Here is a 24,071-nt window from a genome sequence, read left to right on the forward strand (position 1 = left end):
TTCAGATTGGAACAGTATGAATGCAGCACAATTTTTGAAAAATCTATTTGAAGGAAAATCAGCTACTAGCATAGGAGAAGCTTGGAAAGAAGCTAAAAAAAAAGTGAGAAGCAACAAAGAAAAATTAACCACAAAACAACAAACTCGTAAGAGCCAAAAAACTTTATAGAAAATGAAGAAAAAAGAAGCACCCATCAACGAAGATAAACTAATGGAGATGATGTCACATTCATTTTCAGAAGACCGAGCGTTGCCTGAAATGAGAGAAACAGCACCCAAAAAGAAAAACCTGAAATCTAAAGAAAAATTAGCTATCAGTTTAGTGGCAAAAAAACAAACGTCATTTCAAGAATTATTTTTACAAAAAAGCGATTTAACGGCTCGTAATGGAAAGTCTATTTCCATCCGAAAAGAATTTCACCAACGATTACTCCGAATAACGCAAGTAATTGGTGATAATCAAATACCTATTTCAGGCTATCTCGATAAAATTTTAGAACATCATTTTAGGGAATTTGAAACCGATATTAAAAAACAGTTTAAAGATAAATACAAACCTATTTTATAAAAAGCAACTATTATGGAAATGTTGTTACAATTTATTATTTTATTGTTATTACTCATTTTATGGATTGACCGTTTTCGTTTTAAAAAAGCACGAAAAAATACACCTAAAAAAACAAAACGTACAAAAAAGAGTATTCAAATTATGGGGAAAAGTAAAGTCGCTTTAAATAAAGTGGAAACTGTAATACAATTTGATGAGGTGGTAGAAAAGAAAGCCAATAAAGCAATACCTACAGCTAAGTTAGATACCATTTTTAATTCGCCAAAAATGGAAACTTTTATCAATCCAGTAGAATTGTTAGAAGAGGAAGAAGAATTAAAAACTAATTTTTCTGTAAAAAATGATACTGATTTTGCCACAGGTTTGAGTTTTGAAGAATTGCAAAAAATACCAGCGCTATTAACTCAAGAAGAACCAACGCCTGATACATTACCTCTAGCCGTAAAAATTGCGGATACAGCATTGTTAGAAATGCTAAACAAATTAATTCCAGAAGCACAAGAACGTGTTTCAGAATTATTGGACAAGCACCTGGCTATCCGACCAACGATCAAGAAGGATTGGCGTGATTTTGATATTCAAGAGTTTGTATGAAACAAACATAAAAATCAATATCACATCCTTTAAAATATCCAAACCCTACCCTCCCAAAGCCAACGAAAGCCATAAAGTTTATATTCTAAAAAGGCTTTCTTACTCTCGCTACATTCGTGTAAAACAAGCTAAAAAAAAGCTTAAAACATATAAGAATGATAGAAAAACACTTTATACAACAGCATTTCAAGTATGGATAAGTTCCATCACTATCAACGGCAATTATTTGAGCACAAAAATAAAAAGGTTCAGACACTTCATAGCATTCAATTCATTAAAAAATCATCAAAAAAATGAAAACAAAAATTTATAAAAAAATAGCCTTTTGTATCCTATACTTTTTAATATATGGTATTGGAGCATATGCACAAGACGGCGCAGGAGGTATTAATGAAGCCACTCGAATGGTTACCTCCTACTTTGACCCAGCCACCAAGCTCATTTACGCTATAGGTGCAGTGGTGGGTTTAATCGGAGGCGTAAAAGTCTATAACAAATTTTCATCAGGAGATCCAGATACTTCTAAAACCGCAGCTTCGTGGTTTGGGGCATGTATCTTCTTGATTGTATCGGCAACCATTTTACGTTCCTTTTTCTTATAGATTATGGCAGCATTTCAAATTAATAAAGGCATCGGGCGTACCGTAGAATTTAAAGGTTTAAAGGCACAATATCTGTTTATTTTTGCAGGCGGATTACTCGGTCTTTTTATTGCGGTTGTCATATTGTATATGATTGGTATCAATCCATATGTATGCTTAACACTAGGATTAGGTAGCGGTGGTTTTCTGATATTGAAAACGTTTGCTATCAACAATGCCTATGGTGAACATGGTTTGATGAAGCGTTCGGCACAAAAAAGCCATCCACGATTTATTACCCGTCATCGCGCAGTGCGTTCGATTATCAACACTCAAAATCAAGACCGATGAGACCGATAGCAAAAAGAAGTGCATTCGCAAAAAAGCTTCCAATTTGGGCGGTGGAACACAATTGTATCATTAGCAAGGATGCGGATATCACCATCGCGTTTAAAGTAACCTTACCTGAACTGTTTACAGTGACTGCAAAGGAATACGAAGCCCTTCATTCCGCATGGTATAAAGCCATCAAGGTACTCCCTGATTATACCATTGTACATAAGCAAGATTGGTTTTTAAAAGAAACCTACCAGCCCGAAATCCAAAAAGACCATTTGAGTTTTCTCTCTCGCAGTTTTGAAAAGCATTTTAATGAACGCCCTTTTTTATCACATCACTGTTATGTGTATGTCACCAAAACTACCAAGGAGCGGATGCGCCTTCAAAGTAATTTTTCTGCGCTGACACGCAAACATTTGGTTCCGAAAGAAATTAGGGACAAAGAAATCCTGCTCAAGTTTATGGAATCGGTGGATCAATTTGAACGAATTATCAATGATTCGGGCTATGTTGATTTACAACGTTTAACTGATACCGACATTCTCGGTTCCGCTGCTAAAAAAGGACTGTTAGAAGAATATTTATCGCTGTCTAGAAATGATAATTTTACATTACAAGATATTCATTTAGGAGTAGATGAAGTCCAAATAGGCGATAAAATTTTATGCTTGCACACATTGTCCGACACGGAAAATTTACCCAATCAAGTAAGTACCGACACTCGTTTTGAACGATTATCTACCGATAAAAGCGATTGCCGATTGTCTTTTGCCTCGCCCGTAGGCTTATTGCTCAGTTGTAATCATATCTACAACCAATATATTTTTATAGATAATAGTGATGAGAATTTACGGAAATTTGAAAAATCAGCTCGGAATATGCACTCGCTGGGCAGGTACAGTAGAAGTAACCAAATTAATAAAGAATGGATAGAGGATTATTTAAACGAAGCCCATTCTAAAGGACTGACATCCGTACGCTGTCACTGTAATGTATTGGCATGGAGCGATGACCGACAAGAACTGCGACAGATTAAAAATGATGTCGGAAGTCAGTTAGCACTCATGGAATGCCGTCCGCATCACAATACGGTAGATACCGCCACTTTATATTGGGCGGGAATTCCAGGCAATGCAGGAGATTTTCCAGCCGAAGAAAGTTTTTATACGTTTATAGACCCCGCACTGTGTTTCTTTACCCAAGAAACCAATTACCACAATTCGTTATCTCCTTTCGGAATCAAAATGGTGGATCGGTTGACAGGAAAGCCCATTCATTTAGACATTTCCGATTTACCGATGAAAAAAGGAATTATTACCAACCGAAACAAGTTCATTTTGGGACCTTCGGGAAGTGGAAAATCCTTTTTTACCAACCACCTGATTCGACAATATTACGAACAAGGAACGCACGTATTGCTGGTAGATACAGGTAATAGTTATCAAGGGTTGTGCGAATTAGTTCGTCAAAAAACAGCTGGTGAAGACGGAGTCTATTTTACCTATACAGAAGACCATCCCATAGCTTTCAATCCTTTTTACACAGACGATGGTGTGTTTGATATTGAAAAAAGAGAAAGTATCAAAACACTCATTATGACCTTGTGGAAACGAGATGATGAACCTGCTTCACGTTCGGAAGAAGTGGCGTTGTCCAATGCAGTAAACTTGTTTATCAAAAGTATTCAAAAAGAGGCAACTACCGATATCTCGTTCAACGGATTTTATGAGTTTTCAAAAACCGATTATAAAACCATTTTGGAAGAAAAATCGGTACGAGAAAAAGATTTTGATTTGGCAAACTTCCTTAATGTATTAGAACCTTATTACAAAGGAGGTGAATACGATTATTTGCTAAACTCCACGGAAGAACTAGACCTGTTGAGCAAACGATTTATCGTGTTTGAAATTGATGCCATTAAAGACCATAAAATTCTATTTCCAATTGTTACGATTATCATTATGGAGGTATTTATCAATAAAATGCGCCGATTGACAGGGATTCGTAAACTGATTTTGATTGAGGAAGCTTGGAAAGCGATTGCTAAAGAAGGCATGGCAGAATACATTAAATATCTATTTAAAACGGTACGAAAGTTTTTTGGAGAAGCCATTGTGGTTACACAGGAAGTGGATGACATTATTCAATCACCTATTGTTAAGGAATCTATTATCAATAATTCCGATTGTAAGATCCTACTCGACCAACGTAAGTATATGAACAAATTTGATGGCATTCAAGAGGTGTTAGGACTTACCGAAAAGGAGAAAGCACAGATTTTATCGATCAATCTCAACAATCACCCCAGTCGCTTATACAAAGAGGTTTGGATTGGTTTGGGCGGCACACAATCAGCGGTTTACGCTACTGAGGTAAGTGCAGAAGAATATTTGACCTATACCACCGAAGAAACCGAAAAAATGAAGGTGCTACAACTTGCTAAAGAGCACCAAGGAAATATTGAATTTGCTATTAAGCAATTGGCAACAAAAAGAAAAGCCCATCCCTAGTGGTATTTGCTATCGCAAATAGTCCAAAGGAAAGAGAAAATAGGGTGGTAGAAATAGGATATAAATTTTAAAAATATAAAAATGAAAAAAACAATCTATATCGTATTGTTTATGATCGGTTTTCATAGCAGTACACAAGCGCAATGGGTAGTAAGTGACCCTGGGAATTTGATACAAAGTATTGTCAATACCGCTCAAGAAATCATACAAACATCAGCTACGGCGAGTAATATGATTAACAACTTTAAGGAAACGGTAAAGATTTACGAGCAAGGAAAAAAGTATTATGACAAACTTAAAAGTGTCAATAATTTAGTAAAGGATGCGAGAAAAGTACAGCAAGCAGTACTGATGATTGGCGAAATATCAGAGGTATATGTACACAGTTTTCAAAAAATGCTTCAAGATGAAAGCTATACCCCCCAAGAACTAACTGCCATCGCCTTTGGCTATTCGAAGCTATTAGAAGAAAGTGGTGGTTTGGTCATAGAGCTGAAAGAAATTGTGAACCCATCCACCTTGTCCATGAATGATAAAGAACGGATGGATGTGATAGACCGTTTGTATAAAGAAATCAAAGACTATCGTAATCTATTGAATTACTACACACAAAAAAATATCGGAATTAGCTATTTACGAGCTAAAAAGAAAGGCGATACCCAGCGTGTATTGGCTTTATATGGAACCCTAAACGAACGTAACTGGTAATTCAAAGCACATGTTTTTAGGTATAGAATTTGACAATTTGCATCAGGTATTACGGAGTTTATATACCGAAATGATGCCTTTATGCAGTACGATGATAGGCATCGCCAAAGCCTTGGCTGGTTTGGGTGCATTGTTTTATGTATCCTCAAGAGTATGGCAAGCTTTGGCTAGAGCTGAACCTATTGATGTGTACCCGATGTTACGTCCGTTTGCAATTGGTTTGTGTATCCTGTTTTTTCCGTCCATTGTACTAGGAACTATTAACAGTATATTGAGTCCTGTAGTATCAGGAACGGCAAGCATTCTAGAGACACAAACCTTTGATATGCAAGCATACCAAATCCAAAAAGATCAGTTAGAGCGAGCAGCATTGCTTCGAAATCCTGAAACCGCTTATTTAGTTAGTAACGAGGAATTTGATAAAAAACTAGAAGAACTAGGTTGGTTACCTTCAGATTTAGCCACCATGTCTGGAATGTATATTGAGAAAGGAATGTACGAAATGAAAAAGAGCATTCAGGATGCTTTTAGATCGTTGTTAGAACTTATTTTTCACGCTTCCTCTTTAATCATAGATACCATTCGCACTTTCTTTCTGGTGGTCTTATCCATTTTAGGACCGATAGCTTTTGCGATTTCCGTGTGGGATGGATTTCAATCCACATTGATACAATGGCTTAATCGCTATATCAGTGTGTATTTATGGTTACCCATTTCTAATCTATTCGGAGCGATGCTAGGTAAAATTCAAGTATTGATGTTAACTAAGGATATCGAAGCCTTGTCAGATCCCGATTATATTCCTGATGATTCCAATACGGTCTATACCGTATTTATGTTGATTGGAATTATTGGCTACTTCACCATTCCCACGGTATCCAATTGGATTATACAAGCTGGAGGTATGGGCAATTATCATAGAAATATCAATCAATCTTCCAAAAAAGCAGGCAATATGGTAGGTGCTGGAGCAGGTGCAGCTACGGGGAATATTAGAGGAAGATTAAAACCATAAAATAATGAAGAAAAATATTGAATTTAAGACGCTAACTACGGTAGAAAGTAGCTTTAAACAAATTCGTTTGTTGAGCATGCTGTTTGTGGTATTGTGTGCAGGAATTGTAGGATATGTAGTATTCAGCTCTTACCAATTTGCCGAAGCACAACGCCAAAAGATCTACGTACTGGACAAAGGAAAATCGTTAATGCTGGCGTTGTCACAAGATGCCTCATTAAACCGTCCAGTAGAAGCCCGAGAACATATTCGTCGATTTCATGAGTTGTTTTTTACCCTTGCCCCAGATAATAAAGCCATCGAATCAAATATTAAAAGAGCCTTGTTTATGGCAGACAGAAGTGCCTTTGACTATTACAAAGATCTTTCGGAAAAAGGCTACTATAACCGTATGATTTCGGGCAACATTCACCAACGGATTGTTATAGATAGTATTCAAACAAATTTTGATACCTATCCGTATGCTATGGTGTTATATGCCAAACAATGGATTATCAGAGCCAGTAATAAAACCCAACGGAGTTTGGTGACCTCTTGCCAATTAATCAATTCGGTACGTTCAGACAACAATCCACAAGGCTTTACTATTGAAAATTTTCGAGTGTTAGTCAATAAAAATTTGCAAACCATAAAGCGATGACCCTTACCAAGGGAAGGAAATTAAAAAAATGAGTAGCAAACAAAAAATAACTGATTGGTTACAAAAACAATGTAAAACCCTACCGCCCAGACAGCGTAAAGTGTTGTTATGGCTACTCTTTATAGGTTATGTAGCACTAACTCTTTGGGTCGTTGGAATGGTATTTTTTGAAACCTAAAAAAAGCATTAATAATTATAAAATTTTAAACAGATGAAAAATAATCAAAAAGAAAATCGAGAGAAACGTCCTATAAAACTCCAGGAGAAGCATAAGAAATTGTTTGTATATACAGCACTTTCGCTGCTATTTATAGGCGTGATGTATGTATTATTTGCTCCTGATACTCATAAAAAAACAGGACATACCACAAATAAAGGGATGAATGTATCTATTCCACAGGCAACTGGTGCAGGGCTATTAGACGATAAACAATCGGCATACGAACAGCAACAATTAGTAGAGGAGCAAGAACGAAAACGACAAGCGATGGCTAGTCTATCCGATTTATTTCAAAATGATACGATACAGAAACCCATGTCAAAAACCAATCGACATACACCGTCATCGGCTAGGAATCACATTGGAGCTTCTGTTTCGGCGTATCAAAATATACATAAAACTTTGGATAACTTTTACACCAACGAAACGTCACAAACCAAAGCTTTACAAGAAGAAATTGAGGCATTGAAAAAACAAGTAGCTTCTAAAAATGATGTGGTGAATCAAGAAGAACGTCAGTTGGCATTGTTGGAAAAGTCGTATCAAATGGCTTCAAAATATTTACCCGCAACTACACAAGAAACTACAGTAAAAGGAACACCTGTACAAAACGGACAACACCGAAAGATACAGATTAAATCAGTACAACAGCATCAAGAATTGGTGGTATCAAGTTTACAAAATGGTCGTTGGAATAATGGGCAATCTTTTAACACTGTAGTAGGGTTGGTACAAGAAACCCAACGCAACACCATAAAAGCCTGTGTACATCAAACCATGGAAATTGTACAAGGTGAAAGCGTCCCTATTCGATTGTTAGAACCGATACAAGTCGCCAATGTGGTTGTACCAGCTCAAACCATTTTTACGGCAAGCCCTAAACTACAAGGGAATCGTTTGCTATTAACCATTACATCAATACAATACAGAGGGTTATTAGTGCCTGTACAATTGGAAGTATATGATTTAGACGGACAAAAAGGAGTTTTAGTTCCTGGTACTTTGGAACAAAATGCAGTGAAAGAAGTATTGTTAAGTTTAGGTACTGCCTCAGGCACTGCCTTTTCGCTTAATAATTCTGCTTCTGAGCAATTACTGACTGATATGGGAAAAGGAGTATTACAAGGAACATCCAACTACCTAAAAAAGAAAATTCAACATATAAAAATCAAAGTAAAAGCAGGACATAGTGTATTACTGCTTTCAGAAATTCAATAACTTTTTAAACCAGAAAAAATGAAAAATAATTTAAAAGCACTTATGATTTTAATCATGATAGGTCAAAGTGCAATCGCACAAGAAAAACCATCTAGTGATTTATTTAGAGGATGGAGTCAACCCTTTTCGTATCAACAAATGATTGTTCCGTTCGGATTGGAAATCAGTTTCCACAAAACAACACATTTGCTGTTTGCTTCTCCTATCCGTTATGTGGATTTAGGCAGTAACAATTTGATTGCAGGAAAAGCGAAACAAGCTGAAAATGTATTGCGTATAAAAGCCAAAAAAGAACATTTTACTGCTGAAACCAACCTCACAGTGATTTGTGAAGACGGCAGTTTTTACACATTCAACGTCAAATATGCAGATGAGCCTGAAAAACTGAATATTGATATGAACGAGGCAATTATGAAAGATGCTCGTAAACACCCCAATAAACAAACCGTATTATTTAGAGAATTAGCAGGAGAATCTCCTCGTTTGGTGGATTTGATAATGGAATCCATATATCGGAATAACCGTACTCGCATTCATCATATCGGTTCTAAAAAAGCAAGCATTCAGTTTCGTTTAAAGGGACTGTATGTAGAAAAAGGTTTATTGTATTTCCATACAGCATTAAAAAATCGTTCCAGCGTCCCTTTTGAAGTAGATTTTATCATCTTTAAAATTGTGGATAAAAAGCTATTGAAAAAAACAGCTATGCAAGAAAAACAGCTACAACCTGTCCGTGTATATCATTCCCTTGGGCAAATACAGGGTAAAAGTAAAGAACACTCGGTGTTCTGTTTAGGTAAGATCACCTTACCTAATGACAAATTATTAGTGGTCGATGTGTTTGAAAAAAATGGTGGCAGACACCAAACATTTCAATTAGAGAATAAAGATTTGATACAAGTAGAAACCATTGAAAAACTACAGTTGCGATGGAACTAAGAATAATAATTATGATAGGGCTTTTACTTTTGATAAGCCCTATACAAGCACAACGTCTATTGGGAGACGAAATAGGAATACAAGTATCAGGAGCTATTCCGATGAAATCAATTAGTACGATGGATAAAGATTTCGGTTTTCAATTAGCCATAGTATCAAATACGGCATCAGGTAATTATTGGAAGTTTGGAATGGAATACCAGCATAAAACTTTTGATTATAAAAAAGGGCAATTGCCCTATGAGTACTATAACGGAAACATCGGATATTTTTTGCAAGCATTGAGTAACCATCGCAAAAGCGTTTTAGTATATGTAGGTATATCGGGAGTAGCGGGTTATGAGGTCTTCAATAAAAATACCGCATTATTACAAGACGGAGCAACCCTTAAAAATACTTCGGGATTTGTCTATGGTGGTAATGCAACGCTTTCATTGGAAACGTACTTGTCCAACCGTTGGGTATTGTTTGGCTTTTCGGAAATAACCTATTTGCCTAAAAGTGGTTTATCCAAATGGCGATCACAGTTTGGTATAGGCACACGCATCTTTATAAATTAATTTAAAAATGAAAAAAATGAAAACCAACTCAATTATTGGGCTTGTATTAATTTTAATAATGGCTATTTCTTGCAAGGATGAAACATTAGAGATTCAACAAGCCTACACGTTCAAATTAACGCATTTACCAATCCCTTCAGACGTTCCAGAAAACGGAACGGTGGAAATCCGTTGCACGTTGGAGACAGCGGGGAATTATAAGGAAGCGATATATAAAATTCGATTTTTTCAAAATGAGGGAAAAGGGCGATTGTTTTTAGAAAATATGCACCTTTCAGTCCCAAATGATCTGTACGCCATTGAACATCGAAATTTTAGATTGTATTACAAAGCAGAATCCAAACAAAATCATCAGTTTGATGTCTATGTGGAAGATACTTTCGGGCAAACTGAAAAAGTGAGTTTTGAGTTTGGAGCACAAGAATCAAAGAATTAAAAAACATCAATAAATGAAATTTTTTAATTTCGCTATATATCAAGCATCACCATGGACAAAAGATTTACAGATATTATTACGCTTATTAAAGTTTCTCGAAACCATGCTGTAAAAGCAGTAAATACAGAACTCATTAGCCTTTATTGGAAGATTGGTTCCCATATTTCACTTAAAGTAGCACAATCGGAATGGGGGAAGTCAGTCGTATCAGAATTAGCTAGTTATATTCAACAAAAAGAACCACATATTAGAGGTTTTTCTGATAAAAACCTGTGGCGAATGAAGCAGTTTTATGAAACCTATCAAGATTTCCCAAAACTCTCAACACTGTCGAGAGAAATCAGTTGGTCTCATAATTTGGCAATTTTTTCACGATGCAAAACGAATGAAGAACGCGCGTTTTACCTTAAATTATCAAAACAGGAAAATTACAGTTACCGTGAGCTGGATAGGCAAATATCGTCAAGTCTTTTTGAACGGACCATGATAGGTAACTCAAAACTCTCAACACCGTTGAGAGCAATTAAAGAAAGTATATCCAATACCTTTAGAGACAGTTATGTGTTTGATTTTTTAAACCTGCACGAATCCCATAACGAAAGTGATTTGCAAAAAGGACTTATAAAGCAGATGAAAAATTTTATTTTAGAATTAGGAAAAGATTTTATTTTTATTGGAGAAGAATACAAAGTGCAGGTAGGCAATAACGATTTTTTTATAGACCTCTTATTTTATCATAGAGCTTTACAATGTCTTGCTGTATTTGAGCTAAAATCAGATAAATTCAAACCACAACATTTAGGACAGCTTAATTTTTATTTAGAAGTTTTGGATAGGGATGTGAAAAGAGCCAACGAAAACCCAAGTATCGGAATTTTACTTTGTAAAGATAAGGATAGTGAAGTGGTAGAATATGCAATGAGTAGAAGTTTGTCGCCAACAATGGTTTCTGAATACAAAACAAAATTACCCGATAAAAAAATACTGCAACAAAAATTCCACGAATTGTTTGAGGGTAAAATAGAATAATATTCAGTCCAAGCGGAGTTCTTTTGCTTCTTTTCTTGTCTCCGCAAAACCCAAAGAAAAGAAGTCAAGGAGGTGCGTAAAAACACTTCCTTTTTAAGAATTCAATTTGCTATTTATTTTCATAGTCGTTACCATCATCGTAATCGTCCACATCGCCTATACAAACGTCTTCTTCTCTATCTACACAAACAAAATAGCCCTTTCTTATGAGGTGTAAATAAAAATAGAAAATTTGAACCAAAAAAGATAAAACGCCTTCAATTTTTGAAGACGTTTTTATGTTATATATTGAATACATACTCGTAATTATATAAATTTCGTAGTGCCTCTTCTTCCAACAAAACATCATAATTAATGTACTATTTTTTGGCATAGGTTTTCAAATCATTTCCAAATGTATTTTCAATATCTTTTTTAGAAACTGAAAGCAAACGGTTTTGTGTTTCTGCATCAAGATTGTTATAATTTAAATAGATCATATTTGTCGTTTTTGATAAATTCTATTATAAAATACCTTCATCGGCAAAACTATAGTAACTACCATTAGGTGCTAAAATCAAATGGTCTAAAATTTTTACATCAAAAAGTTTAGAAGCATTTTTTATTTTAGCGGTCAATTTTCGGTCAGATTCACTCGGGATTAATTTTCAGCTAGGGTGGTTATGTACTAAAATAACTCCCACAGAAAGGGTTTTTAAAATAATGGCAAATAAGATGCGGATGTCTACCAATGTACCTGTGATACTACCCGAAGACAATGGGTAGATGCCTTTTGTTTTATTGGAGTTATTGAGCAATACTACCTTAAAAGATTCATACAAAGCGATGGTATTTTCATCCCAATTTTTATAAATTAGGGTTGCTGCATCCCTTGAACTTTTAATAGTCGGAGATTGCGCAATTCCTATTTTTTCTCGGTAACTAATCTTTATTTCGTTAACTTGTACTTTCATTGTTTGCTGTTTTAAGTTTATAATGAAAAAGAGGGCAACAATTTTGATGATGATTGCCCCCCTTCCTTTTTGTTTACCCGTTGTTTCCTAATAGTAATATTTCACTTACAACCACTTCGGTTACATAACGTTTTACGCCCTCTTTGTCCTCGTAACTTCTTGAAGTCAATTTGCCCTCAATGGCAATCTCCTTGCCTTTTGTTACGTAATTTTCAATGATCTCAGCAGTTTTACCCCATGCCACAATAGTGTGCCAATTGGTATCGGTTTGTTTTTCGCCTTTTGAGTTTTTATAGTTCTCATTAGTGGCTACTGACAAACGGGCTACTTTTTTACCGCTATCCAAATTTGTAATAATTGGGTCTTGCCCAACGTTTCCGATGAACTGTACTTTGTTTTTTAATGTACTCATGATATAAAATTTAAAAGATTTATAATTCCCCTGTTTTGGTTTAAACTGAATTAAATTTTAAGGGGTGTTTTATTCGATTTCTCTCGTGCATAGCACAATAGATGACGTGGGTTTTGTCAAGACTTTTCGGAAAAAATCAGGAGTGTCTGCGACGTAGTAAAACCTGACTGCCGACAGGCAGGCCTTTTGGTTTTCAAGGAAGTAGAAACCTTATTTTTTTCTAAAACTTGTGTAGTCTTTACAAGTTCCATAAGGGCATTAGCAATTCTTTTGAACACATTTGTAAAATGAGCGTACGGGAAGTTAAGCGATTGAAACAGAGATGTTCTAACTAGAAGTGCTTAGGCCCTGCTTGTTTTTCGATGCCCCGAAAAACAACCAAGGCGCCATCTATTATAAACCCCTTAAAATGGTTCGAGCCAATCCTTTCATTTTTAAGAATTCTTCAACAAAGATCCGAGAAGGATTTGCCGAGAATTTGGTTCAGAAAATGAAGGGGTTGGGTTTCTATTTAAAATCCAATAGTTTTAGTTCTATATAATGAAAGAATCCATCCGCTAAAAAGAGTGTACACAAAATAAGAGTAGCGGTTTTGTGTAGATTCTTTTAAAAAAATTTCAGAGGCTCTTTTTCTTGAAGAGTATCCCTTTATTATCGATTAAGAATGTATCCTATTCAAGGAAATGTGCCGAAAAATTAAAAAAGGAATTGCCATTAAATCGAGGTTCAGAGTCTCATAAGATATATATTTTTAAGAGCATCAACTAGACAATACATGACAAATACAGTCATTTATATCTATTAAAATACAGTATGTTGTAAAAAAAATAGGTTTGTGTAAATGACATTATTGCTCTGGTGTTAGTCGGAGCAGTGATACGACACTATTTTAACCTATGGAAACGCCCCGTAAAGAAGATATACAGCAAGCCACAGAGAGAGTAAAAATAAGACTCCCAATTGAAAAGATAAGGAGTATTCCCAAATTTAGAAATATATCTGAAGAAAAATATCACAAACTTATCAAGAGTGCAGAAACATTTGCTTTGCTTATACTAGAGATCATCCTAAAGGAGAAAGATGATGTTTTTTAGATTTAAAGTTTTCAGAATTGACGCTTAATTCGTATATTTAGTAGTTATATTAAGTATTTGCAACTATGAATGATTTAGCCATTTTTCGACAATTTGCTGCACCAGTTCCAAAGGGATTTGAAAAAGGAAATAACGCCGTTATATATACTCGAGTATCATCCGCTGATCAGGAGAACAACACAAGTCTGGCATCTCAGAAAAAGCACTGTGAGTTGTACTCAGAAAAACGAAACCTAACTATTATTGATTATTTTGGAGGAACTTACGAGTCTGCTAAAACAGATGATCGCAAGGAGTTTATGCGGATGCTTGCATTCGTAAAGCGAAATAAAACTATAGATTACATCATAGTTTACTCTTATGAGCGTTTTTCCCGTTCAGGAATCGCTGGTGCTTTGATTGCTGATGAGCTATTGAAAAAGTACGGTGTTATTACTCTCGCGGTAACACAAGAACTTGATCCAACAACGCCCGCAGGTTCATTTCAACAAAAAATACTTTTCCTTTTTGGGCAAATGGATAACGAATTGAGGAAAGACAAGGTGGTTACAGGCATGAAAGAGTTGCTACTAAAGGGTTATTGGTTATGGTCTGTTCCACGTGGTTATCAAGACTTAAACAAAGGCAGGGCTACAGAGAGAAAACTGATAGTCAATGAAGAAGGAAAACTTTTGAAAAAAGCTTTTGAATGGAAAGCCTATAGTCAATTACCCAATGCCGAAATCGCAAGAAAATTAAACAAAATGGGAATTAAGATTTCAGATAAACGTCTGAACAAGCTTTTTTTGAATCCATTTTATTGCGGATTAATTACCAGTAGAATGATACCTGGTCAAGTTATTAATGGTCATCATGAGTCATTAATTTCAAAGGAATTATTTTTGGAAGTCAATAATATCAGAAAAGAGAAGCGCATACATGGATTTGTTCATGATAAAGAAAACGACAATCTGCCCTTGAAAGTGTTTACAAAATGTAGTAAATGCGAACAGGCGCTTACGGGCTACCTTGTTAAGAAGAAAGGGTTATACTATTACAAATGCAGAACTAGGGGATGTAAAGTAAACCGAAGTGCCAAAGCAATGCACGAGCTATTTAAAAAAGCTATAGCTGTATTTCATGTAGATAAAGAAGAACTTGAAGTATTAAAAGTACAATTAGAGGAACAAATTACGGTCTTTTTTAAATCGAAAATGCAGAGTGCAAATGCTTTAAAGGGTAATTTAAACGATATAAAAAAGAAACTGGATACCATAGAGGAGCGTTTTGCCATTGGGGAGATAGACCGCAACATTTATGACAAATTCAGACCAAAATACCAAAAAGAATATTTTGAAATCGAACAACAATTAAATAAAACCGGAGGATATAGTTCGAACCTTAAAAAGGTATTAAATTTAACCCTCAAAATATGCCAAGACCCCTTGCTATTATGGGAATCATCCAATTTCGAGAATAGGAAAATTTTTCAGAAAATGCTGTTTCCTGATGGAATCTTTTATAATAGGGAATTGGATCAAGTTCGAACCACTCGTGTAAATTCATTTTTCTCTCTAAACCCTTATATACTAAGGAATAAAGGAAATAAAAAAAGCGAGGATTCCATCATTTTTGACGAAATCCCCGCTTTGGTGAGCCCTGAAGGATTCGAACCTTCGACCGCCTCCTTAGAAGGGAGGTGCTCTATCCAGCTGAGCTAAGAGCCCGTAATTTTTAAGTTGTTACGACCAACTGTGTCGGGGTGGCAGGATTCGAACCTGCGACCTCCTCGTCCCAAACGAGGCGCGATGACCGGGCTACGCTACACCCCGAAAATGTGTAAGTGGTATGTGTTTTCTCAACTAAAATTGAGAGACCACACGCCGAAATAATTAAAAATTGCGGAGAGACAGGGACTCGAACCCTGGCGACAGTTACCCGTCGACAGATTAGCAATCTGCTCCATTACCACTCTGGCACCTCTCCTATTTTTTTTGAACTTGTACGCACTTCTTTAAAATTGCGAGTGCAAATGTAGTATTACATTTACAAATTCGCAAGATGTTTTTCAATTTTTTTTATCTTTTATTTACTCTGGATATTCCACTCGTAAATGGTAAATATTTAGGAGTTTTTTCTTGATAACTTTTTTGATAATTTCGATCTCTTTAAACGTAATATCTGCATTTAAAAACTGGTTGTCTGCCATCTGTTTGTCTACAATTTTATCAATTAAATCACTGATGGATTGTGCGGTAGGTTTTTTTAAACTTTTAGACGCCGCTTCAGCAGCATCACACATCATTAAAATGGCCGTTTCTTTTGAAAAGGGATTGGGACCTTTGTACTGAAATTTTTTAATATCTACCTCGGTGTCTATATTCAATTCTTTCTCTTTCCTATAAAAGTAATACGCAGTACTGGTTCCATGATGCGTTCGAATAAAATCTATAATTCTATCGGGTAAATTGTATTTTTTTGCAATCTCTACGCCTTTAATCACATGATCTGTAATAATTTTGGCGCTATCTCTTGGAGACAATTCATGGTGTGGATTCACTCCCGTGGTTTGATTTTCTGTAAAATACATCGGATTTATCATCTTCCCAACATCATGATATAAGGCACCAGTTCTTACCAACATCGAGTTGGCGCCTATTTCATTTGCCGCGGCTTCTGCTAAATTGGCAACTTGCATGGAATGTTGAAAAGTACCTGGTGCTTTTTCATTAAGTTCACGAAGTAATTTAGAATTTGTATTTGAAAGTTCTAACAGCGTAACATCAGACACCAAACCGAATATTTTTTCATACATATAAATCAGAATAACCGCTAGAAAAGAAAGCAATCCGTTGGCCGCAAAAAGCATAAAATAATCTAGGTTTATTTGCGAAGCATTTCCTTCTTTGATAATTGAAAATGCAAAATAGGTAATCATATAAATTCCTGTAATCTGTGCCACAGAGATAAACAAACTGGCTCTTTTGTACAAATCTGAAACCGATAAAATAGTGACAATTCCTGCAATAATATGCAAATATATAAACTCAAAACTATTCGGAACCACATAGCCCAATAGCAACACCGTAAGCACATGGGTAAACAAACCCAAACGGGCATCAAAAAAGGTTTTTAAAATGATGGGCAACACACTTAAAGGAACTACGTACAAATAGTCTGAATTGTATTTTATCACCAACGTTTGTATAAAAATCATCGAGAACACGTTGAAAAATATAAAAGTAACTTTGTTGTTATTGTTGTAAATGTCTAATCTGTTTTTTTTCAGAAATAGTAATAGCATCAGTAATGCCAATGCGACAAGAATTGTATACCCTAAAATAATCCAATTGTAATTAGATTCTGTCCAGATTTTAGATTCAGATTCACTTTTTAAGGAACTTAAAATCGCTAGTTTTTTGCCACCAACAATATCTCCTTTTAAGATGATCAATTCTCCTGCAGACACTTTTCCTTTGGTATAGGAAATGTTATTGATTTCGTTGGCAATAACTTTCTCGGTAAAATCAGCATCGTACCTAGTATTAGGTTTGATGACCTCCGTTAAAATAGTAAAAATTTGTTTGGTTCCGTACACCTCAAAATTTTCATCTAAATTCTGGGTAATTATTTTTAGTACATCATTCGAATTGAATAGATTTTTAAAAGGAATGTCTTTGACCTCGTTATCTACCCGAATCGAAACAAATTCGTCTTTATTGACTACTTTATCTTGACTCACCACTTCTAAAAAGCCTACTTTGTAAACTTTGTCAATAATATTGAGTCCCTTTCTAATAAAATTAGATTTTTGCCTTGCGGTTAAAGAATCACTTACAGGCAAAGAATTTACCCTTCTTTCAAAATTGTTTTTAACTTGATGTACTACGGAAGAATTGTAGGTAAAATACAATTTTGAATTTGCTTCAATTTGTTTTTTCTCTGCGGTGATTTCTTCTTCAGATTTTTGAATTGCAAAATCGAATGGAGCGTATAAGTTGTCATATTTCCATAGTTGACCATTGTCGAAATCATATTTAAATTGCCCTCCTTTTGGAAACAAATAAACAATCGCAACCGTGGTAATTATAAATAAAATTACTTTAAAAATGATGGTGTTATTTTGATACAGTTTATTTACTAGTTTGCTCATATTTATCATCTTGCTAGCACAAACTTAGTGCAAAAAAGTTTAGGTCGAAAATTCAACCCAAACAATCCTATAAAAATTGATTAAAAAAGATTAATTTAGCAGACAATCTTACACTAAAATAAACTCAATATATTATATGAAAGAAGTCGTAATTGTTTCTGTTGCAAGAACACCTATTGGAAGTTTTATGGGAAGTTTATCTGCTATACCAGCACCAAAATTAGGCGCTATTGCTATAAAAGGAGCTTTAGATAAAATCAACTTGGCGCCAGAGATGGTACAAGAAGTTTTTATGGGAAATGTAGTTTCTGCAGGCTTAGGACAAGCACCGGCAAGACAAGCTGCCATCTATGCGGGCATCCCAGATACCGTGCCTTGTACTACCGTTAATAAAGTGTGTGCTTCAGGAATGAAAGCCATCATGTTGGCTGCACAAAGCATTGCTTTAGGAGATGCAGATATTATTGTAGCAGGTGGTATGGAAAACATGAGTGCGATTCCGCATTACCAACATGCAAGAAGTGGTACTAAATTTGGTTCCATTACTATGGAAGATGGCTTGCAAAAAGATGGCTTAGTAGATGCTTATGAAAAGGTTGCTATGGGCGTTTGTGCAGATGACTGTGCTACAGAATATAATTTCTCTAGAGAAGACCAAGATAATTTTGCAATTCAATCTTATAAAAGAGCTGCAAAAGCGTGGAGCGAAGGAAAATATGCGGATGAAATTGTGCCGGTAGAAATTCCGCAAAGACGTGGAGATCCAATTATTTTTTCGGAAGATGAAGAATATACAAATGTAAAGATGGAAAAAATTCCAACTTTACGTGCGGCTTTTACAAAGGAAGGTACTGTTACTGCAGCCAATGCCTCTACCATTAATGATGGTGGTGCTGCCTTGGTTTTAATGTCTTTAGAAAAAGCCAAGGAATTAAACATAACACCATTGGCAAAAATTAGAGGCTATGCAGATGCTGCACATGAACCAAAATGGTTTACAACGGCTCCTGCAAAAGCATTGCCAAAAGCGTTGGCAAAGGCAAATATTGCTATAGATGATGTTGATTATTTTGAATTAAACGAAGCCTTTTCTGTAGTTGGTTTGGCAAATATGAAGTTGTTAAATATTACAGACGAGAACGTAAATGTAAATGGTGGTGCAGTGTCGTTAGGGCATCCGTTAGGGGTTTCTGGAGCAAGAATTGTTATTGCATTGACGTCTATTTTAAAACAAAATAATTCGAAAATTGGTGCTGCAGGAATTTGTAATGGTGGCGGTGGCGCTAGTGCCATGGTTATAGAACGAATTTAAAATCTGTCTCTATTTATGCTTTTTGGCATTTGTAATTTAAGTATGGTTCCTTTAAGAGCTGCAAAGGCTGACCAATCTGAAATGATTAGTCAGCTACTTTTTGGAGAACATTTTGAAGTGCTCGAAAAAGAAAAAAACTGGAGTAAAATCCGTTTGACTTTTGATCATTTTGAAGGATTTATAGACAATAAGCAGTATGTAGAAATTACAGCAAATTTTTATCATTCTATCGTAAAAGAAACTCCTCGATATTCTAGTGAAATTCTAGATTTTGTGACCAATAAAAAAAACGAGCTTACCACGATTGCAATTGGCTCTGAATTGCCATTATTACAAAATGGCGAATTCTTTTTGGAACATCAAAAGTACACCTATGAAAATTCAGTTTTTGAAGGAAAACTAGCTAAGCATGAAATTTTAAAAATTGCCTTTACGTACTTAAATTCGCCGTATGTATGGGGAGGAAAAACGCCTTTTGGCATTGATGCTTCTGGCTTTACGCAAATGGTCTACAAACTCTGTGGATATAGTCTGTTAAGGGATGTAAAAGAACAAGCTACTCAAGGCGAAGTGTTAAGTTTTATTGAAGAAAGTGAACCTGGAGATTTGGCTTTTTTTGATAACGAGGAAGGTGAAATTATGCATGTAGGCATTATTTTGAATGATTATCATATTATTCATTCTTATGGAAAAGTAAGAATAGATACCTTAGACCATAGTGGCATCTTTAATACAGACCTGCAAAAACACACACATACATTAAGGGTCATTAAAAAAATGATATAAAAAAACCGAAACGATGAAGTTTCGGTTTTTTTTACGAAAGTGATAAGATTAATTACCAGCTCTCATTTCTTTATATATTGGTCTTAAAGCGTCTGCTTCTTTTTCCATTTCTAACGTATCATAAATATTTAGTAAAGACCTTACAGTGCCTTCATTTCTATTCAAACTATCTGCTTTTATTAAAAAAGGCAACGCTTTTTTATACAAAGCTTTTTGCTTGTCTTGTAAAGCGTCGTATTTTTTGAAGTTTGATAGGTTTTTATTCATTTCTTCAACAATTGCTTTTTCTGCTGAAAGCATTGCAACAGCCAAATTCATATAAGCATCTCCATAATTTGGATCTAACTCAATGGCTTTTTTATAATAACCAATTGCTTCTTCCGTTTTATTTTCATTCGCATTTACAACTCCTAGATTAAAAAATAAGGTAGGGTTTGTAGGATCTAACTTTACTGCTTCTTCCATTAAAGCACCAAACTTCTCCATATCATCAAGCTTGATATACAACTGTGCTTCATTCAATATTAAATTTACATCCTTTGGACTCGACTTTCTTGCTTCTTGTAATGCCACAATAGCTTCTTCCGTTTTTCCTTGGTTTACTAAAATGTATCCAATATTTTTTACAATATCTGCGTACTTAGACTCAGAAGTTTTTTGGGTAGGAGATGTATACTGTCCTAATTTCACCATGGTATCTCTATTAGATTTAGAACCTAAATTTTCTACTTCACCAGAGACCTTATTCACGGCAAGGTATTGAGTTGTAATACCTGTATACCCCACTTCTTTTAATTCTTTAAAGTATTTTAAAGCAGTATCATTGTCTTTATCTAAAGAAGCACTTACAGCGGCATTGTATAAAAAAGAGGTATCTGTTGGACTTAACTTATAGGTTAAGGCAAAGTTTTTAGTTGCATCTTTATAATTTTTGTCTGTATTGTACTGTTTGATTGCTAAGTTAGATACCTTTTGAATCAGTTCGTTTAACATTGGTTGCGCTTCTTTTGTATATCTTTGTTTTCCAATTTCCTTTTCATAAGAAAACAAATTATTGAAAGAGTTAGCTGCACCCTCGTAGTCATTCTTACCTGCTAAAGCCTGTCCTTTTAAGAAATAATAATTTGCTTTATACTTCGCATCCATTCCAGCTAACATTCCATCTAATGCGTTTACAGTATTTAATGCTGTTGTATAATCTTTATTCTTAATCGCTTTTTCTGCGCTTCTTATTTCTTTCTTTTGACCAAATGCCATTACAGACATTAAACCTATAGAAAGTACTAATATTTGTTTCTTCATTGTATACGTTTTAAGTTAATTTTTATTCTTGATTTTCATTTGAATCATTTTCAATTTCCGTGCCATCTTCTAATTCATCCGCATCTTCTTCGGTTTCATGCATCACTTTGGCTACGGCAGCAATACTGTCTGTATCTTTAATATTAATCAAACGAACCCCTTGTGTTGCGCGTCCCATCACTCTTAAATCTTCTACAGCCATTCTAATGGTAAGCCCCGATTTATTAATAATCATTAAATCATTAGAATCATCTACATTTTTAATGGCCACTAAGTTACCCGTTTTTTCTGAAATATTCAACGTTTTTACACCTTTACCTCCTCTATTGGTTACTCTGTAATCTTCTAATTTAGAACGTTTTCCGTATCCTTTTTCAGAAACTACCAAGATATTGCTTTCCATATCGTTTACAGCAATCATACCAATTACCTCATCATTTTCATGCTGTAATGTGATTCCTCTTACACCAGAAGCAGTTCTTCCCATAGGTCTGGTTTTCGCTTCTTCAAAACGAATTGATTTACCAGAGGCCAATGCCAACATTACTTGGCTATCTCCTGTTGTTAATTTAGCTTCTAGCAACTCATCACCTTCTTTAATGGTAATTGCATTGATACCATTGGTTCTTGGTCTCGAATATTGCTCTAAAGAAGTCTTTTTAACTTGTCCTTTTTTAGTCGCCATAATTACATAGTGACTGTTGATATAGGCTTCGTCTTTTAAATCTTGTGTTACCAAAAATGCCTTTACAGAATCATCTTGTTCGATGTTGATCAAATTCTGCATCGCTCTACCTTTGGTGTTTTTTCCACCTTCAGGAATTTCATACACACGCATCCAGAATACTTTTCCTTTTTGAGTGAAAAACATCATGTATTGATGATTTGTACCTACAAATAAATGCTCTAAGAAATCTTCATTTCTTGTGGTGGCACCTTTTTGACCTCTTCCTCCTCTATTCTGAACTTTATATTCGTCTAGATTTGTACGTTTTAAATAACCTGCATTAGAAATGGTAACCACCACTTTTGTATCAGGAATCATATCTTCTATACGCATGTCTCCACCAGCATATTCTATAATAGATCTACGCTCATCGCCATATTTCTCTTTGATAAGTAATAATTCGTCTTTTATAATTTGATAACGTCTTGGTTCATTGGCAAGAATGTCTTTCAAATCTGTAATTGTCAACATAATTTCGTCAAATTCAGCACGCAATTTGTCTTGCTCTAAACCAGTTAATTGACGCAAACGCATTTCTACAATGGCTTTTGCCTGAATTTCTGTCAATTCGAAACGCTCGATTAAGCTTTCTCTCGCTTCATCTGCATTGCTAGAAGCTCTAATAATTTTAATGACTTCATCGATATTGTCTGACGCAATAATTAATCCTTCTAAAATGTGTGCTCTTGCTTCTGCTTTCTTTAATAAAAACTCTGTTCTACGAACCACCACTTCATGTCTGTGTTCAACAAAATAATGAATTAATTGTTTCAAGTTTAATTGCTCTGGTCTTCCTTTAACCAAGGCAATATTATTAACACTAAAAGAAGTTTGTAATTGCGTGTATTTAAACAATTTATTTAAAACGATGTTAGGAATTGCATCTCGTTTTAAAACATACACAATACGCATTCCGTTTCTATCAGATTCATCTCTAATATTCGCAATCCCTTCTATTTTTTTATCATTGACAAGTTCAGCAGTTTTTTTAATCATTTCTGCTTTGTTTACTTGGTAAGGAATCTCTGTAACGATGATACATTCACGTCCTTTTACTTCTTCAATAATGGCTTTTGCACGCATTACAATACGTCCTCGACCTGTATGAAATGCATCTCTAACACCATCATAACCATAAATAATGCCTCCTGTAGGAAAATCTGGTGCCGTGATGTGCTGCATTAATTCATCGATCTCAATCTCATTATTTTCAATATAAGCAATGGTTCCATTGATGACCTCTGTGAGGTTATGAGGTGCCATGTTTGTTGCCATACCCACAGCAATTCCCGATGCTCCGTTGACCAATAAATTGGGAATACGAGTGGGTAAAACCGTTGGTTCTTGCAAGGTATCATCAAAATTTAAACGATGGTCTACAGTATCTTTTTCAATATCAGCCAACATGTCTTCTGATATTTTTTGCATTCGAACCTCTGTATAACGCATTGCCGCTGGCGAATCTCCATCTACAGAACCAAAATTTCCTTGCCCATCTACCATCATATAACGCACACTCCAGTTTTGCGCCATACGTACCATAGAATCGTATACAGAAGTATCTCCGTGTGGGTGATACTTTCCTAAAACTTCCCCAACAATTCTTGCCGATTTTTTATACGTTCCAGTCGCTTTAATTCCTAATTCGTGCATTCCAAATAAAACCCTTCTGTGAACTGGTTTTAAACCATCTCTTACGTCTGGTAATGCTCTTGAAACAATCACTGACATCGAGTAATCGATGTACGCAGCTTTCATCTGATCTTCAATGTTAATCGGAATTAACTTTTCTCCGTCTGCCATATATATATTCTATTAATATTAAGTCATTTTTTTAAAACAAGGCAAGATACTATTTCTGTTAGTATCTACAAAGATTTCTCTACGCTGAAATGAAGAGAGTTATCAACATTTATTGATAATTTTTAACACTATTTTATTTGCCTGGTTTTCAATAGTTTTATAACTTGTATTCGAAGTCAAACTGTCAGTTTTT

The 24,071-nt window shown here is 35.1% G+C and carries 21 protein-coding genes, 3 tRNA genes and 3 pseudogenes; 17 read left to right on the plus strand and 10 right to left on the minus strand.

Annotated features, from left to right (window positions below; translation table 11 throughout):
* The first annotated feature begins 16 nt into the window (after positions 1-16).
* From Q0998_RS00075 to Q0998_RS00140, 14 genes are all read left to right on the plus strand, one after another.
* Positions 17-169 (plus strand): hypothetical protein, encoded by a 153-nt coding sequence (locus tag Q0998_RS00075; RefSeq protein ID WP_299664507.1) that lies wholly within the window; start codon positions 17-19, stop codon positions 167-169.
* A gap of 3 nt (positions 170-172) precedes the next feature.
* Positions 173-568 carry a DUF3408 domain-containing protein gene (locus Q0998_RS00080; RefSeq protein ID WP_299664509.1) on the plus strand — a complete coding sequence of 132 codons (396 nt, stop codon included), beginning with the start codon at positions 173-175 and terminating at the stop codon, positions 566-568.
* Positions 569-580: 12 nt separating this feature from the next.
* Positions 581-1,162, plus strand: coding sequence for a hypothetical protein (locus Q0998_RS00085; RefSeq protein ID WP_299664512.1), 582 nt, complete (start codon positions 581-583; stop codon positions 1,160-1,162).
* A 293-nt stretch (positions 1,163-1,455) separates the two neighbouring features.
* A complete protein-coding gene (locus Q0998_RS00090; protein WP_299664515.1) occupies positions 1,456-1,764 on the plus strand; it encodes a DUF4134 domain-containing protein in 309 nt (102 codons plus the stop codon).
* A 3-nt stretch (positions 1,765-1,767) separates the two neighbouring features.
* Positions 1,768-2,094, plus strand: coding sequence for a DUF4133 domain-containing protein (locus Q0998_RS00095; protein ID WP_299664517.1), 327 nt, complete (start codon positions 1,768-1,770; stop codon positions 2,092-2,094).
* A complete protein-coding gene (locus Q0998_RS00100) occupies positions 2,091-4,592 on the plus strand; it encodes a TraG family conjugative transposon ATPase (RefSeq protein ID WP_299664520.1) in 2,502 nt (833 codons plus the stop codon). Before Q0998_RS00095 ends, Q0998_RS00100 begins: the two co-directional genes overlap by 4 nt.
* A gap of 81 nt (positions 4,593-4,673) precedes the next feature.
* Complete coding sequence (locus tag Q0998_RS00105; protein ID WP_299664523.1) at positions 4,674-5,300, plus strand: DUF4141 domain-containing protein; 627 nt, start codon at positions 4,674-4,676, stop codon at positions 5,298-5,300.
* Between the two features lie 22 nt (positions 5,301-5,322).
* On the plus strand, positions 5,323-6,315 hold the full coding sequence (traJ, locus tag Q0998_RS00110; RefSeq protein ID WP_299665186.1) for a conjugative transposon protein TraJ: 993 nt from the start codon (positions 5,323-5,325) through the stop codon (positions 6,313-6,315).
* A gap of 16 nt (positions 6,316-6,331) precedes the next feature.
* Positions 6,332-6,955, plus strand: a complete 624-nt coding sequence (gene traK / locus Q0998_RS00115) for a conjugative transposon protein TraK (protein WP_299665189.1) — start codon at positions 6,332-6,334, stop codon at positions 6,953-6,955.
* Positions 6,956-7,166: 211 nt separating this feature from the next.
* On the plus strand, positions 7,167-8,393 hold the full coding sequence (traM, locus tag Q0998_RS00120) for a conjugative transposon protein TraM (protein WP_299664526.1): 1,227 nt from the start codon (positions 7,167-7,169) through the stop codon (positions 8,391-8,393).
* An 18-nt stretch (positions 8,394-8,411) separates the two neighbouring features.
* Positions 8,412-9,332 carry a conjugative transposon protein TraN gene (gene traN, locus Q0998_RS00125; RefSeq protein ID WP_299664529.1) on the plus strand — a complete coding sequence of 307 codons (921 nt, stop codon included), beginning with the start codon at positions 8,412-8,414 and terminating at the stop codon, positions 9,330-9,332.
* Positions 9,333-9,391: 59 nt separating this feature from the next.
* Entirely contained in the window at positions 9,392-9,892 is a 501-nt protein-coding gene (locus tag Q0998_RS00130; protein ID WP_299664532.1) for a conjugal transfer protein TraO, read from the plus strand.
* Positions 9,893-9,908: 16 nt separating this feature from the next.
* Entirely contained in the window at positions 9,909-10,328 is a 420-nt protein-coding gene (locus tag Q0998_RS00135; protein WP_299664534.1) for a TraQ conjugal transfer family protein, read from the plus strand.
* A 51-nt stretch (positions 10,329-10,379) separates the two neighbouring features.
* Complete coding sequence (locus Q0998_RS00140; protein ID WP_299664536.1) at positions 10,380-11,357, plus strand: PDDEXK nuclease domain-containing protein; 978 nt, start codon at positions 10,380-10,382, stop codon at positions 11,355-11,357.
* A 109-nt stretch (positions 11,358-11,466) separates the two neighbouring features.
* Here the strand turns inward: Q0998_RS00140 and Q0998_RS00145 are convergent, their stop codons facing one another.
* The 4 genes and pseudogenes from Q0998_RS00145 to ssb all read right to left on the minus strand — a co-directional run bounded on the left by Q0998_RS00145 (position 11,467) and on the right by ssb (position 12,722).
* The gene (locus tag Q0998_RS00145) at positions 11,467-11,655 is read right to left on the minus strand and encodes a hypothetical protein (RefSeq protein ID WP_299664538.1); all 189 of its coding nucleotides are present in this window, start codon (positions 11,653-11,655) and stop codon (positions 11,467-11,469) included.
* Positions 11,639-11,836, minus strand: a pseudogene (locus tag Q0998_RS00150) (hypothetical protein). The gene Q0998_RS00145 and the pseudogene Q0998_RS00150 overlap by 17 nt, the downstream one beginning before the upstream one ends.
* 24 nt (positions 11,837-11,860) lie before the next feature.
* A pseudogene (locus Q0998_RS00155) lies at positions 11,861-12,310 on the minus strand (JAB domain-containing protein).
* 73 nt (positions 12,311-12,383) lie between these two features.
* Positions 12,384-12,722, minus strand: a complete 339-nt coding sequence (ssb, locus tag Q0998_RS00160) for a single-stranded DNA-binding protein (protein WP_299664540.1) — start codon at positions 12,720-12,722, stop codon at positions 12,384-12,386.
* Between the two features lie 1,159 nt (positions 12,723-13,881).
* On the opposite strand from ssb, the pseudogene Q0998_RS19355 reads away from it, so the two are divergent.
* A pseudogene (locus Q0998_RS19355) lies at positions 13,882-14,712 on the plus strand (recombinase family protein); the annotation flags it as partial.
* Positions 14,713-15,445: 733 nt separating this feature from the next.
* On the opposite strand, the gene Q0998_RS00165 reads toward Q0998_RS19355, so the two are convergent.
* From Q0998_RS00165 to Q0998_RS00180, 4 genes are all read right to left on the minus strand, one after another.
* A tRNA-Arg gene (locus Q0998_RS00165) sits at positions 15,446-15,522 on the minus strand.
* A gap of 30 nt (positions 15,523-15,552) precedes the next feature.
* Positions 15,553-15,627: transfer RNA gene (locus tag Q0998_RS00170), tRNA-Pro, on the minus strand.
* A 70-nt stretch (positions 15,628-15,697) separates the two neighbouring features.
* Positions 15,698-15,781, minus strand: a tRNA-Ser gene (locus tag Q0998_RS00175).
* Between the two features lie 103 nt (positions 15,782-15,884).
* The gene (locus Q0998_RS00180; RefSeq protein ID WP_299664542.1) at positions 15,885-17,948 is read right to left on the minus strand and encodes an HDIG domain-containing metalloprotein; all 2,064 of its coding nucleotides are present in this window, start codon (positions 17,946-17,948) and stop codon (positions 15,885-15,887) included.
* Between the two features lie 136 nt (positions 17,949-18,084).
* Between Q0998_RS00180 and Q0998_RS00185 the strand changes: the two genes are divergently transcribed.
* Entirely contained in the window at positions 18,085-19,260 is a 1,176-nt protein-coding gene (locus Q0998_RS00185; protein ID WP_299664545.1) for an acetyl-CoA C-acyltransferase, read from the plus strand.
* Positions 19,261-19,275: 15 nt separating this feature from the next.
* Positions 19,276-20,046, plus strand: coding sequence for a C40 family peptidase (locus Q0998_RS00190; RefSeq protein ID WP_299664547.1), 771 nt, complete (start codon positions 19,276-19,278; stop codon positions 20,044-20,046).
* A 48-nt stretch (positions 20,047-20,094) separates the two neighbouring features.
* Here Q0998_RS00190 and Q0998_RS00195 read toward each other — a convergent pair whose 3' ends face one another.
* Both Q0998_RS00195 and gyrA read right to left on the minus strand, forming a co-directional pair.
* A complete protein-coding gene (locus Q0998_RS00195) occupies positions 20,095-21,348 on the minus strand; it encodes a tetratricopeptide repeat protein (protein WP_299664550.1) in 1,254 nt (417 codons plus the stop codon).
* Positions 21,349-21,370: 22 nt separating this feature from the next.
* Positions 21,371-23,878, minus strand: coding sequence for a DNA gyrase subunit A (gyrA, locus tag Q0998_RS00200; RefSeq protein ID WP_299664553.1), 2,508 nt, complete (start codon positions 23,876-23,878; stop codon positions 21,371-21,373).
* Positions 23,879-24,071: the final 193 nt, after the last annotated feature.

This window comes from uncultured Polaribacter sp. (assembly GCF_947501385.1).
Lineage (GTDB): Bacteria > Bacteroidota > Bacteroidia > Flavobacteriales > Flavobacteriaceae > Polaribacter.